This is a genomic window from Caulobacter sp. S45, assembly GCF_009765965.1.
GTDB lineage: Bacteria > Pseudomonadota > Alphaproteobacteria > Caulobacterales > Caulobacteraceae > CAHJWH01.
Map to the genome: position 1 here is coordinate 41,856 of NZ_LMUL01000001.1, position 13,267 is coordinate 55,122.

A 13,267-nucleotide genomic window follows, 5' to 3' on the forward strand; every position below is an offset into this window, starting at 1 on the left:
GGGTGAAGGCGCTGAACAACAGGCAGGCGGCGCACAACAGCCACTTGCGGCCAAACCGATCCGCTAGCGGGCCCAGGGCCAGCGCACCCACGGTGGCGCCGACCAGGCCCGCCGAGAAGATCGTGCCGAACACCGCCATCTTGGCGTGGATCGCCAGCGCGATGAGGGGTGCGGTGTAGCCGATCGCCTGGGTGTCGAGACCGTCCATGGCCGCGACGAGGGCGCAAATGACGAAGATACCGATCTGGAATGCGCCGACCGGGCTGGAGTCGATCACCTCCGCCGCGTTCACCGTCCTGCTGCTCATACCCACCCCGTTTTGATTTTCTATAATCTGATTATAGCGTTGATACCGCCTCTTCGCCGACGATGCCAGACAGCACGTGTGGGCCGCGAACGGACAGGGCTTTAACCATAAAACCGATCCTCGATACCGGTTACAGACGCGCTGTCTCTTCCAACAGCAGATTATCGATCAGACGGGTGTGGCCAAACCGTATGGCGAGGGAGGCGAGGGCCCGGGTGTCGATCAGGACCAACTCCTCCATCGTATCGGGGTCGGCGAGGCTGACGTAATCGACTTCCGCCTCCGGCGTGTTGGCGATCACGTCCCGCATCGCGTTTCGGAGCGTTTCGGCGTTGCGCTCACCGAGGGTGAATGACGCCTGCGCCTTCGACAGGGCGCGGAACAGCACAGGCGCGGCCGTGCGCTGCTCCGGCGTCAGGTAGGCGTTGCGGCTGGACAGGGCGAGGCCGTCCGCCTCTCGAACTGTGGGTGCGACCACGACCTCGACCGGCAGGTCCAGGTCGCGGGTCATGCGGCGGATGACGACGCTCTGCTGTGCGTCCTTTTGGCCGAAATAGGCGCGGGTGGGCTGGACGATATTGAACAGCTTGGCGACCACGGTGGCCACGCCCGCGAAGTGACCGGGACGTGAGGCGCCTTCCAGCGGACCCGCGACCGCGCCTACCTCGACGCGGGTGCTGAAGCCCAGCGGATAGATCTCGGCCGGCTGGGGCGTGAACACCAGCTCCACCCCGGCCGCCTCCAGCATGGCCAGGTCGCGCGGGAGGTCGCGAGGATAGCGGGAAAGGTCTTCGCTCGGGCCGAACTGGGTGGGGTTGACGAAGATGCTGACGGCCACGGCGCCGCATTCGGCCTTGGCCCGCTCCACCAGGCTCAGGTGCCCCGCGTGCAGGAAGCCCATGGTCGGGACCAGGCCCAGGGACGTCAGGCCCCGCCGCGCGGCGCGCACCTCGGCGATGGTCTCCAGCACCTGCATGTCAGTGAACCTCGCCCAGGGCGGCGGCGAGTTCGGCCTCTTCCATGGTCGAGCTTTGCGCGGCGGTCGGGAAGGCTCCGGCCCGCACGTCGCCGACATAGGCCTTGAGCGCGGTTCCGATCGCCGCGCCGATGTCGGCGTAGCGCTTGGCGTGGCGAGGCGTCTTGCCGTCGTCCAAGCCCAGCAGGTCGTGCCAGACCTGCACTTGGCCATCGCAACCCGCACCGGCCCCGATGCCTATGGTCGGGATGCGCAGGCGGCGCGTGACCGCCTCGGCCAAGGGCGCGGGCACCAGTTCCAGCACCACGGCGAAGGCGCCGGACGCCTCCAGCAGCAGCGCATCCTCCAACAGCCGGCGCGCCCCGGCGGCGTCCTTGCCCTGGACGCGCAGGCCGAGCTGGTGCTGGGCCTGGGGCGTGAAGCCGAGATGGCCCATCACCGGCACGCCGAGTTCGGTGAGCCGCCGGACGCTGGACGCCACCGGCGCGCCGCCCTCCAGCTTCACCGCCTGCACACCCGCCTCCTGCATCAACCGCCGGGCCGAGGCGACGGCCTCGGCGTCGCTGGCGTAGGTCAGGAACGGCAGGTCGCCTACCACCAGGGCCTGCTCGGCGCCGCGTACCACGGCGGCGGAGTGGCGGACCATGTCGTCCAGGGTCACGGGCAGGGTGGTCGAGTGGCCGTGCACCACCATGCCCAGGGAGTCGCCCACCAGCAGCATGGCCGCACCGGCGCGGTCGGCGAGGCGCGCGGACGGATAGTCGTAGGCGGTGATCATGGCGATGCGCTCGCCCTGGTCCTTCATCCGCTGCAGGTCACGTAAGGTGGTGCGCATCGTTGCTCCAGCGGCCGCGAGTGCGGCTCGGCTTCGGCGCTTTTAAGCAAGGTGGGGACGAGGGGGAAGCGGCGTCAAAGCGTCTTCGAGGGGTACAGGGCGACCAGCCACGACCGGAAGGCGGCCATTGCGGCGGTGGGCTCTCTAGACTTGAGCCGGGTCAGCCAGTAGCCCCCGACGTCCACCTCGATCCGGAACGGCCTGACGAGTTGGCCGCTTTCCAATTCGCGACGGAATAGGCCGTGGGGCGCGAGCGCGACGCCTTCGCCCCGGATCGCGGCCTGGGCCATGATCAACGAGCTATCGAACAGCGGCCCCCGAAGGTTCGCCGGCTCCAGCCCCGCCGCCTTGAACCAGAACAGCCAATCCTGTGGCCGATAGGAGCGCAACAGCGGCGCACGTAGCAGGTCGGCGGGTTCGGCGAACTGCTCGGCAACGCCCGGTGCGCACAGGGGCGAGAGCGGCGCCGTGCAGATCAGCTCTGCGTCCGAGCCATGCCATGCGCCGTCGCCGAACCGGATCGCATAATCCAGGCCCTCGGCCACGATATCGACCTTGTTGTTGTTGGTCAGGATGCGCAGGTCGATCAGCGGGTGTGCGGCGCGAAAAGCCGGGAGCCGCTCCAGCAGGGCGCCGACCACGAAGGTGCCCACCGCGCTGACGGTCAGCACCTCCCGCACGCCGCCTGCTTCGAATTGCTCGAACAGGCGGTCGATGGCGCCGAAGGCTTCGAACAGGGTCGGCGCCAGCGCGACCCCTTCGTCGGTCAGCATCAGTCCGCGATTGGAGCGCCGGAACAGGGCGACGCCGAGCCGATCCTCCAGGCCTTTGACCTGATGGCTGATTGCGGCCTGGGTGACGCACAGCTCATCGGCGGCGCGGGTGAAGGACAGGTGGCGCGCGGCGGCTTCGAACGCCCTCAGCGCATTGAGCGGTACGACCGAACGCGGCATCGATCCCTAGTTTTCCTCATGATCCGGCTGCGGTCTTATCCTTTGTCCCGCCGTCCTGGAACGGGCATCACGAATGGGCAGGCATAATTCGGGAGCTTGGGTATGAACAGACATTATGGTCGCCGCGCCCTAGGGCGCGTCCTGGGCGGTCTTGTGGCGCTCGCAGCCGTCACGCCAACTGTTGCGGCCCCGAATGGGCGTCCGGCGGCGTGGACCCAGGCGGTGGAGCCGTTCCGGATCGTGGGAAACGTCTACTATGTCGGTTCGCGGGGATTGGCGTCCTACCTGATCGTCTCGCCCGCGGGCGACATCCTGCTGGACGGTACGCTTGCGGAGAATGCGCCGTTGATCGAGCGGAACATAGCAAGGCTCGGCTTCCGGCTCGGGGACGTGAAGGTGCTGGTCAACAGCCACGCCCACTCAGACCATGCCGGCGGTCTCGCTCGGCTCAAGCAGGACACCGGGGCGGTGATGCTAGCGAGCCAAGGCGACCGGTGGTCGCTGGAGCATGGCCGCCATCTCGGGGACAACGTCTTCGGTGCAGGGAGCTTTCCGCCGGTCAAGGTCGATCGCGTGGTCAAGGATGGCGAGGCCATCCGCCTGGGTGGGACGGTCCTGACCGCCTATCTAACCCCTGGCCACACCCCCGGCTGCACCACCTGGTCCTTGCCGGTGAGCGAAGCGGGTCGGCGGCTTCAGGTCGTCATCCCCTGCAGCATGACGGTGGCCGGCAATGTCCTGGTCGGCAACCGCGCCTATCCCAATGTCGCCACCGATTACCGCAGCAGCTTCGCCCGTTGGAAGGCGATGAAGGCGGACGTGGTGCTGACCAACCATCCCGAGGTGGCGGATGTGCTCGGAAGGCGTCGACGCCAATTGGCCGGCCAGCCCAACGCCTTCGTATCCCGTGGGGAGCTCCAGCGGATCGCCGTGGCCGCCCAGGCCGACTTCGACAGGGAGATGGCCAAGCAGGTAGGCGCCAAGCTTCGGACCGGCGGAAGCCAGACCGCTAAAGGAGGGCGAGGCGGTTAGATTTCGATCTGGCGGGCGATTTCCACGGAGTTTTCCGGAGGCAGGTGGAACCGGTCGACGAATTTCAGGGCGTTGCGGTACAGGAAGGCGAACACGGCGAGCCGGCCGTGGGACAACACGCGGCTTCCAGGGCGGTGAACGACGAGGTCTCTCGTTCCGAAGAAGACCGCCGACTTCAAATCGATCGAAGGGTCCAGGGCGCCGATGTGGGACAGGGCGGTTTGCAGGTCGGGCGTTTCGAAGAACCCGAAACGCGCCGTCATCCGCCAAATTCCATGGGTCAGGTGCTCGACGCTGCAGCGGCTCTCCTCGTCCACGTGGGGCTGTTCTTCGAACACGACGGACAGGGCGATGACGTTGCGCTGAAGCGCGCCCATATGTTTGATGTGGTCGGCCATCAGCGGGGGCATGCGCTGGGTGGTGCGAGTGAGGAATATCGCCGTACCGGGCACTCGCGGAATCTTGCCCTCATCCAGCACGGCGAAGAAGGCTTCGGGCTCCGTCGAGCTTTCGGTCACACGTTTGCGCACGACGTCCACTCCCGTTCGCCACGTGGTCATGATGAAGAACACCAGGGCCCCGAGCGTGAGCGGGAGCCAGCCCCCGTCCAGGATCTTCAGGAGATTGGCGCTGAAGAAGCCGAGGTCCACGATCAGGAACACGGCGCCTATGCCGGCGCACACCGCTGGCGGCCAACGCCATACCCGGCGCATGGCCGTGTAGAGCAGGACCGTGGTCAAGAGCATGGTGGTTGAAACGGCTGTCCCATACGCGCCGGCCAGCCGATCGGAACTGCCGAAGCCGATCGTGATCCCGATGGTGGCCGCCATCAGCAGCCAGTTCACGGTGGGGACGTAGATCTGACCGTAGGCCTGGTTCGAGGTTTGGCGGATGCGCATCGCCGGCAACCAGCTCAGCTGCATCGCCTGGCGGGTCATCGAGAAGGCGCCGGTGATGATGGCCTGGCTGGCGATGATGGTGGCCAGGGTCGCCAGAACCACGAGGGGATAGATCGACCACGCCGGGGCCAGCTGGAAGAACGGATTGCCCTGGATCGTCCCTTTCTGGATCAGCAGGGCGGTCTGGCCGGCGTAGCTCAGGAGCAGGGCCGGAAGCACGACCGCGTACCAGGACAGTCGGATCGGAAACCGGCCGATATGGCCCATGTCGGCGTAGAGCGCTTCCCCGCCGGTGATGCAGAGGAACACCCCGCCCACCACCAGGGGACCGACCGCGCCGCTATGGGCGAGGAAGCTGATCGCATATCCGGGGAAGACGGCGGCCAGGACGTCGGGTCTGCGGACGATGCCGCCGACGCCCAGCACGGCGATGGTCACGAACCACACCAGCATGATCGGTCCGAACGCACGTCCGATGATCGCGGTGCCGAACTTCTGCAGGACGAACAGGCCGAAAAGGATCACGACGGCGAGCGGCATGATGAAGGGCTTCATCGCGCTGGTGACGATGTTCACGCCCTCCAGCGCGCTCAACACCGAGATCGCCGGGGTGATCGCCCCGTCGCCATAGAGCAGAGCGGCGCCCAGGAGCCCCATCATCGTCAGCAAGGCGCCGCGCCCCTTCAGCGTGTTGGCGCCGATCAGCGACATTAGGGCCAGGATGCCGCCCTCGCCATGGTTGTCGGCCCGCATGACGAAAACGCAGTACTTGACCGAGATGGTGATGATCAGGGTCCAGACGATCAGCGAGAGCACGCCGAGCGCGCTCTCCGGCGTGAACCTTCCGCCCATCGCCAGCACCACGGTCTGCAGGGTGTAGAGCGGGCTGGTGCCCAGGTCCCCGTACACGATCCCGAGCGCGGTCAGGGCCGCGAGGGGCGTGGTCGATTTCAGCGTCTTGGACGGGGATCGATCAGAGGTGGTCATGTGCCCGTTGCGCTGGAGCCGCTCGACAGCGGGTCATCTGAATCATCTAGACCATAGATATGCGACGTTGGGATTAGGGACAGACGGCTGAGCCGAGGCTTTGAGCGCCGTGCATCGTGCTTGCGGCCTTGCGCCCTATGTTCGAGCACCAGTCGAAAAGAAACGGGCGTGGCCCGCGGGCTGAAGGTTTTGGACCTTTATTCCGTGTCGCCTTCCAACGCGCCGGAAGGGGTTTCGGTTTTCCAGGGCTCGCCTAGCGCCTCAACAAGAGGCCCGAGGTGATGTTCAAACCTGCGCCAGCGTCCGACCGAACTCGCATAGATCGGTTGGCGGACCTGGGCGAAACTGGCGGTGCGCACGTCGCGCTGGGACTCGTAGAACCGCAGGCAGGCGTCGTCCCATTCGAGCCCGCAATGGGCGACGAGCCGCCGCGACCAAGCCTCGACGTCCTGGATCACCGCCTCGTATGGAACCTCGAGCATTCGTCCAGGCGGGAGCGCCGCGCGCCAATGCGCCATCAACTCGTCGTAGGCGCGCCAGTAACGCCCAAGCTCGGTAAGCTCGTAGGCGTAGTCCTGTCCGTCGCCGAACCGGGTCGCAAAGCAGGAAAAACAGGCGTCGCGCGGGTCGCGTCGGCAATGGATGATGATGGCGTTCGGCAGGCACAGGTGGATCAGACCGAGGTGTCTGAAGTTGAGTAGCGTCTTGTCGACGATTCGCGTCTCGCCGCCTGGGGCCGCGGGCAGGGCGTCCAGATAGGCTTGCCCCAGATCGTGGCGTTCCCCCGGCGTCAGGTTCCGCGCCCAGGAGGGATAGGCCGCGCCGCGGCGTTCGCCTTGCCGGATCACTAGGCTCTCGAGGGTCGGTATCTCGCCCGCGCCATGCACCTCCGGATGGGCGCTTAGGATCTGCTCGATCAACGTCGTGCCCGAGCGGGGCATGCCGACGATGAAGATCGGTCGATCACTGGCGGCGCCCCCGTTTCTCAGCCGCTCGAACAGCGCGCCGTCGAACGATCCGGCGATCGAGGCGGTCAGCCGCTCGGCCTCGACGATGTCGAAGGGCCGAACCGCCCGGTGGAGCGCGTTCGCCCGAGCCAGGGACAAGAAGGCGAGATCGAACTCGCCCCGGCTCTCCTGGGCCTTGCCGAGGGCGAACAGCAGCATGGCGCGCTGCATCGGCTGGAACTGCTCGAGTTGGCCAAGCTGCTGGCTCAAAAGCGCGAGCGCCGTGTCGGCGTCGGGCGAGGCGCTGTCCATCGGCAGTTGCAGCGCGAGGTTATAGTGCGCCTCTGCATAGTCCGGTTTGATGGCGATGGCGCTTCGATAAGACGCCGCCGCCTCTTCGAGACGCCCCTGATGCTGGAGCGTGACGCCGAGATTGTAGTGGGCCTTGGCGTGATTCGGCCGGGCGGCGAGCGCGTTGCGAAACGACGTTTCCGCTTCCCCATACCTTCCCTGCGCTCGACGGACGATGCCTAGGTTGTTGTGCGCTTCGGCATGATCGGGCCTGAGGACCAGGGCTCTTTCGTAGGACGAGGCGGCCTCGTCCAACCGGCCTTGGCGGCCCAGGATCACGCCAAGATTGTAATGTGGCTCGGCGGCTTGCGGATTTAGGGCGACCGCTCGCCGGTAAGCATCGGCTTCGTCAGCTGATATCACTGTATAAATGCTCCAACCGACGTCCTCTCGACATGCTTCGACATGGTCAATAGGGGGTGCAACTTTAAGACGTGGATGTTTCCAGGCGCCTTCACTGACCTTCATTACCGTTCGTGTCGGATTTCACCTGACATCCGATCGCCATCCTCATCGAAAATGGGGCTGGATAGGCGAAGATTTAGGCTTTCTTCACCGGCTTAACCAACAGATGTCGGCGTTGGAAACCTTTGGCCTGACCCAGGCGGAGCGCTCATGCCGATCACGAATTTCCCGATCGCACAGAAGGTCGTCATCGGCTTTGGCATGATCGCCTTGACCGCCGCTCTGGTCGCCGGGGGCGAGATGTCGAGGCTTTCCGCCATTCAATCCTCGGGCGGCGCGCAGGTCGCCGGCGCCCAGATGACGGTGCTCGCCTTGGGCGCAGCGGTCATGATCGGCGTGTCCCTGTGCGTCGGGTTTGCGCTGCTGCGGGCGGTGGCCAAGCCGATCAAGGACCTCAACGACGCTGCGCGTCGCCTGACGCTTGGCGATACCACCGTGTCCATTCCGAAGACGGGCGCCCGGGATGAGATCGGCCAACTCGCCGAAGCCCTGAGGATTTTCCAGGCCGCCGCTGTCGACCATCTTAGACTCCAGCAGGAAGCCGAAACGGAGAAGGGGGCCGCCGATGCGGACCGGACCCGCGCTGCGGCGTCGCGTCAGGCCGCGATCGATCAGCAAGGCGTCGCTTTGCAGGCGATGGGAGCCGCGCTGGAGAAGATGTCTTCGGGGGACCTGACCTTCCGCATCAGCCAGCCTTTCGATCTCGCGATCAAAGGATCGGCCGCCTTCTACGAGAAGCTGCGGGTCGAGTTCAATATCGCCATGGACAGGCTGCAGGAGACGATGACCGCGGTGGCGATCAACGCGACGGCGATCCGGTCTGGTGCGAGCGAGATCACCACGGCCGCCGACGACCTGTCGCGCCGCACCGAGCAGCAGGCCGCCAGCCTCGAAGAGACAGCCGCAGCGCTCGACCAGATCACGGCCACGGTGAAGAAGACCGCCCAGGGCGCTAACCACGCCCGCCAGGTCGTCGGCGAAACCAAGTCCGATGCGGAGCGCTCCGGCGTGGTGGTGCGCGACGCGGTGGCGGCGATGAGCGGCATCGAACAGTCCTCGCGCCAGATCGGCAACATCATCAGCGTGATCGACGAGATCGCCTTCCAGACCAACCTGCTGGCGCTCAACGCCGGCGTGGAAGCCGCACGGGCCGGCGACGCGGGACGTGGCTTCGCGGTGGTCGCCTCCGAAGTCCGCGCCCTGGCTCAGCGCTCGGCCGAAGCGGCCAAGGAGATCAAGGGTCTGATCTCGGCCTCGGCCCAGCACGTCGCCTCGGGCGTCAGCCTGGTCGGCCAAACCGGCGAAGCGCTCGAGCGGATCGTGGTCCAGGTCACCGAGATCAATACGGTCGTCGCCGATATCGCCGCTTCCGCTCACGAGCAGGCGGTCGGTCTGAACGAAGTGAACACCGCCATCAACCAGATGGACCAAGTCACCCAGCAGAACGCGGCCATGGTCGAGCAATCCACCGCCGCCTCCTACGGCCTCACCCAGGAGACGGAGGCGTTGAGCAACCTGGTCGCCCAGTTCAAGACCGGCGCGGCGACCTCCACGGGCAGGACGCAATCGCGCAATTCGGACGGCGGCGTCCGCCGGGCCGTCGCTGCATAGGGGACGACGCAGCAAGGCGTAGTTGTCAGTATCCCCAGGGCCGGCTCTAGCTCGCGTTTGAACGGAGCGCGGCTGCATAGGCCAACCGGACCCAATGGGCCATGATCTCCGGATCGTCGAAGGCGTCTTCGGGGATCGACCAGTAGGGCATGTTGACCGCCTTGCCCTTCTTGCCTTCGTAGCTCCACCGCCGCGCGCCGGCGGCCTCGAACTCCGGTGCGCTGACGTCGTCGGCCTTTAGCAGTATCTCGCCGTGGAACTCGACTGCGACGATGCTGCCCAGGCGATAGACGCCCTTTCCGCCGAACATGCGCTTGATCGTGACAGGCCCGAGCGCCGAGAACATCTCCTCGATAGCGGCAGTGTCCATGCTTCGCGCTCCAGGCGGATGTGGGCGAACTGCGTCCGACGATACGTTCATCGCGCGCCGCCGTGGAAGCCGTCAATCGGAACGCGCGGACGGGATAGACCGGCTTCAGCGGTCCTGGCGGCCCCACCAACCGCCGCCCAGCGCCTGGAACAGCGCCACGGTGTCGGCGTAGCGAGCGGCCTGGGCTTGGGCCTCGGCCTGCAGTCCATTTCGATAGGCCTGCTCGACCACCAGCACCTGCGCCCCGGAGGTTTGTCCGAGCCGTTGCTGGGCCTGGGCGAGCTGGAAGGCCTGTAGCGAGGCCTGTTCGGCGGCGGCGGTGGCGCGCAGGGCCTGGGCGTCGATCTCCACGGCGTGCAGGGCGTCGGCCACGTTCTGGAACGCCGCCAGCACCGTCGAGCGGTACTGGGCGCGGGCCTGCGCGTACTGGGCCTCGGCCTCGCGCTGCTTGGCCAGGAGCTGGCCGCCCTGGAACACCGGCTGGGCGAAGCCGCCGGCCAGGGTCCAGAAGTTGTTGCCGTTGGTCAGCAGCGAGCCGATCCCGGTCGAGGCGCCGCCCCCGGTGGCGTTCAGGGTGATGCTGGGCAAGCGCGCGGCCACCGCCACCCCTACCGCCGCGCTGGCGGCATGCAGGTTCGCTTCGGCCGCGCGGATATCGGGGCGCTGGTCCAGCAGCTTGGAGGGCAGGCTGACGGGCAGGGTGTCGGGCAGGGTCAGGTCGGCCAGCCGGATCGGCGGGGCGGTGAACTCGGCTGGCGTGCGGCCGGTCAGCTCCGCCATCAGGTCCTGCTGTTGGACCAGTTGGCGGCGCAGCGGCGCCAACTGCGCCTCGGCCTGGGCCAGGGCCGCCACCTGGGCGGCCACGTCGACCTGGGCGAGCTGGCCCAGCGCCTTCTCCTGGCCGTAGAGCGTCAGCAGATCGCGGTCGATGGCGACCAATCGTTCATAGGCGTCGATCTGGGCCTGCAATCCGGCGGCCTGGATCGCGGCGTTGGCGACGTTGGTGGTGATGGTGAGGTAGCTGGCCTCCAGCTCGTAGCGCTGCTGCTCGGCCAGGGCCCGGGCGTTCTCGACGCTGCGCCGCACCCCGCCGAACACGTCCGGCGTGTAGGAGATGGCGAGCTGCACCGTATAGAGGCTGAACATCGACAGGGGCTGGTTCAGGGTCGGCGAGAGGGTGTTGCTGTCCTTCTCGCGGCTGGCCTGACCGCTGATGGCGGCGGTGGGCAGCAGGCCGCCACGCTGGAACTGCACCTCGGCCTGGGCGGCCTTCAGGGCGGCGCGGGCGGAATCCAGGTCCGGATTGGCGCGGATCGCATCGGCGACCAGGGCGTCCAACGCCGGGCTGTGGAACAGCGTCCACCACTGGCCCGGCAGGTCCTGACCGTAGGCGAGCGTCTGGGCGTCCGCGCCCGCCAGGCCCGCAGGTCCAGCCTCAGTTCGCGCGGGCAGGGGCCCTTGTGCATAGCCAGCCTGAGCGGGTGGCGGGGCTGGACGATGGAAGTTCGGACCCACAGCGCACCCGGCCAGCAACGCCGCCGTCAGCGTTCCGCCAAGGGGTCTTATCGCCAGCCGGATCATCGTGTGGGCTCGTGGGCGGCGTCGCCTTCGCCGGTATGGCGTCGGACAGATCGACCCTTGGGCGAGAACAGGTCGATCAGCACCGGCAGGACCAAGAGGATCAGCGCCGGCGCGAGCAGGATGCCGCCGACCACGACCAGGGCTAGCGGCCGCTGCACCTGCGAGCCGATGCCGGTGGACATGGCGGCCGGCAGCAGGCCCACGCAGGCGGCGAAACAGGTCATGGCCACGGGGCGCAATTGGGTCTCGCAGGCCCGCCGCAACGCCTCGCCCCGCTCCAGGCCGCCGAGGACCAGATGGTTGAACGAGGAGATCACGATAATCCCGTTCATCACCGAGATGCCAAACAGGCCGATGAAGCCGATGGTCGCCGAGACGCTCAGCGCCGTGCCCGTGAGCGACAAGGCCAGGATGCCCCCCACCATGGCCATCGGCATGACGCTCAGCGCCAGCAGGGTGTCGGTCAGCGAGGAGAAGTTGATGAACAACAGGAAGCCGATCAGCGCCAGGCTGATGGGGATCGCCACCTCCAGCCGGGCCAGGGCTTCGTTCAGTTCGCCCAGTTCCCCGACCCACTCCAGTCGATAGCCGCCCGGCAGCTGTACCTTGCGCGCCACGGCGGCCTGGGCGGCGGACACGGTGCTGCCGAGATCGCGGCCGCGAACGCTGAACTCGATGGGAATGTAGCGCTGTTGCTGCTCGCGATAGACGAAGGCCGCGCCGGAAACGAGTTTAACGTCGGCGACTGCGCTCAGCGGGACCTGCACTACGCCGCTTCCCCCGACCGCCGTGGTGGGAGCGGCGATCATCAGGTTGCGGATGTCGTCCAGGTTGGCGCGATGCTCGGGCGCCAGGCGCACCAGCAGCGGGAAGTTGCGGTCGCTGCCGTCCTCGTAGAGATTCCCGGCCGCCTGTCCGCCCACGGCGGCTGCGATCACCGTATTGATGTCGCCGGGCTGCAGGCCGTAACGGGCCGCGCGCACTCGGTCCACGTCGATGCGCACGGTAGGCTGGCCGAGCGCGCTCAGCACCTGCAGATCTTCCACTCCAGGCACCGTCTTCATGGCCGCGCCGATCTTGTCGGCGGTGGCTTGGAGCGTTTCCAGGTCCGGGCCGAACAGCTTGACCGAGTTCTCGCCCTTCACGCCGGAGGCAGCCTCCTCGACATTGTCCTCGATGGTCTGGGAGAAGTTGAACTCCACGCCCGGGAAGCGTCGTTCCAGATCGGCGGAGAGCTGTTGGGTCAGCTTCTCCTTGCCGATGTGGCCGGGCCAGGTGTCGAAGGCTTTGAGCGGTACGAAGAACTCGGCGTTGAAAAAGCCGGTGGCATCGGTGCCGTCGTCCGGGCGGCCGTGCTGGGACACCACGGTCTGGACCTCGGGATAGGACTTTATCACCGCCCGCATGCGGTTGACGTAGCTGTCGCCCTCCTCGAGCGAGATCGCGCCCGGCATGGTGGCGCGGATCCAGAAGTTTCCTTCCTCCAGGTGGGGCAGGAACTCGGTGCCGAGCGAACTGGCCGACAGCACGGTGATCGCCAGCAGCACGCCCATGCCGCCGAGCGTCAGGACGCGGTTGGCCAGCGCGAACTCCACCGCTGGGCCGTAGGCGCGCCGAAGCTGGCGGACCAGGAAGGTCTCCTTCTCGGTCAGATCGTTCGGCAACAGCAGGGCGGACAGCGCCGGGGTGATGGTGAAGGTCGCCACTAACCCGCCTAGGATGGCGTAGGCATAGGTGCGAGCCATGGGCCCGAAGATGTGGCCCTCCACCCCGGTCATGGTGAACAGCGGTACGAAGCTGGCGATGATGATGGCGGCGGAGAAGAAGATCGAACGGCTGACCTGGGCGGCGCTATCGGCGATCACCGCCAGCTTGGCGCTGTGGCGCCGGTTGGGCGCGGGGGTGATCCCCGAATGCTCGGAGATGTGGCGGTAGATGCTTTCGACCATGATC

General features: G+C 66.9%; 11 protein-coding genes. 2 read left to right on the forward strand and 9 right to left on the reverse strand.

Annotated features, from left to right (window positions below):
* From GSQ87_RS00180 to GSQ87_RS00195, 4 genes are all read right to left on the reverse strand, one after another.
* Nucleotides 1–307 (reverse strand): MFS transporter (locus GSQ87_RS00180; protein WP_158912550.1); only part of this gene is annotated, 307 nt, incomplete at its 3' end.
* Nucleotides 308–437: 130 nt separating this feature from the next.
* Entirely contained in the window at nt 438–1,283 is an 846-nt protein-coding gene (gene panC / locus GSQ87_RS00185) for a pantoate--beta-alanine ligase (RefSeq protein ID WP_158912551.1), read from the reverse strand.
* Nucleotide 1,284: 1 nt separating this feature from the next.
* Nucleotides 1,285–2,118 (reverse strand): 3-methyl-2-oxobutanoate hydroxymethyltransferase, encoded by an 834-nt coding sequence (panB, locus tag GSQ87_RS00190; protein WP_158912552.1) that lies wholly within the window; start codon nt 2,116–2,118, stop codon nt 1,285–1,287.
* Between the two features lie 74 nt (nt 2,119–2,192).
* Complete coding sequence (locus tag GSQ87_RS00195) at nt 2,193–3,071, reverse strand: LysR family transcriptional regulator (protein ID WP_158912553.1); 879 nt, start codon at nt 3,069–3,071, stop codon at nt 2,193–2,195.
* 102 nt (nt 3,072–3,173) lie between these two features.
* Here GSQ87_RS00195 and bla point away from each other — a divergent pair, with 102 nt between their 5' ends.
* Nucleotides 3,174–4,103: a subclass B3 metallo-beta-lactamase gene (gene bla, locus GSQ87_RS00200; RefSeq protein WP_158912554.1), complete on the forward strand. Its 930-nt coding sequence runs from the start codon at nt 3,174–3,176 to the stop codon at nt 4,101–4,103.
* On the opposite strand, the gene GSQ87_RS00205 is transcribed toward bla, so the two are convergent.
* Complete coding sequence (locus GSQ87_RS00205; protein ID WP_158912555.1) at nt 4,100–5,989, reverse strand: KUP/HAK/KT family potassium transporter; 1,890 nt, start codon at nt 5,987–5,989, stop codon at nt 4,100–4,102. The genes bla and GSQ87_RS00205 overlap by 4 nt on opposite strands.
* A 197-nt stretch (nt 5,990–6,186) precedes the next feature.
* Nucleotides 6,187–7,650: a sulfotransferase family protein gene (locus GSQ87_RS00210; protein ID WP_158912556.1), complete on the reverse strand. Its 1,464-nt coding sequence runs from the start codon at nt 7,648–7,650 to the stop codon at nt 6,187–6,189.
* Nucleotides 7,651–7,902: 252 nt separating this feature from the next.
* Between GSQ87_RS00210 and GSQ87_RS00215 the strand changes: the two genes are divergently transcribed.
* Nucleotides 7,903–9,363, forward strand: coding sequence for a methyl-accepting chemotaxis protein (locus tag GSQ87_RS00215; RefSeq protein WP_158912557.1), 1,461 nt, complete (start codon nt 7,903–7,905; stop codon nt 9,361–9,363).
* Between the two features lie 46 nt (nt 9,364–9,409).
* On the opposite strand, the gene GSQ87_RS00220 is transcribed toward GSQ87_RS00215, so the two are convergent.
* The 3 genes from GSQ87_RS00220 to GSQ87_RS00230 all read right to left on the reverse strand — a co-directional run.
* The gene (locus GSQ87_RS00220; protein ID WP_158912558.1) at nt 9,410–9,733 is read right to left on the reverse strand and encodes a TfoX/Sxy family protein; all 324 of its coding nucleotides are present in this window, start codon (nt 9,731–9,733) and stop codon (nt 9,410–9,412) included.
* A gap of 105 nt (nt 9,734–9,838) precedes the next feature.
* Nucleotides 9,839–11,314, reverse strand: a complete 1,476-nt coding sequence (locus tag GSQ87_RS00225; RefSeq protein WP_158912559.1) for an efflux transporter outer membrane subunit — start codon at nt 11,312–11,314, stop codon at nt 9,839–9,841.
* Nucleotides 11,311–13,267 (reverse strand): efflux RND transporter permease subunit (locus GSQ87_RS00230; protein WP_174241383.1); only part of this gene is annotated, 1,957 nt, incomplete at its 5' end. The genes GSQ87_RS00230 and GSQ87_RS00225, both read right to left, overlap by 4 nt.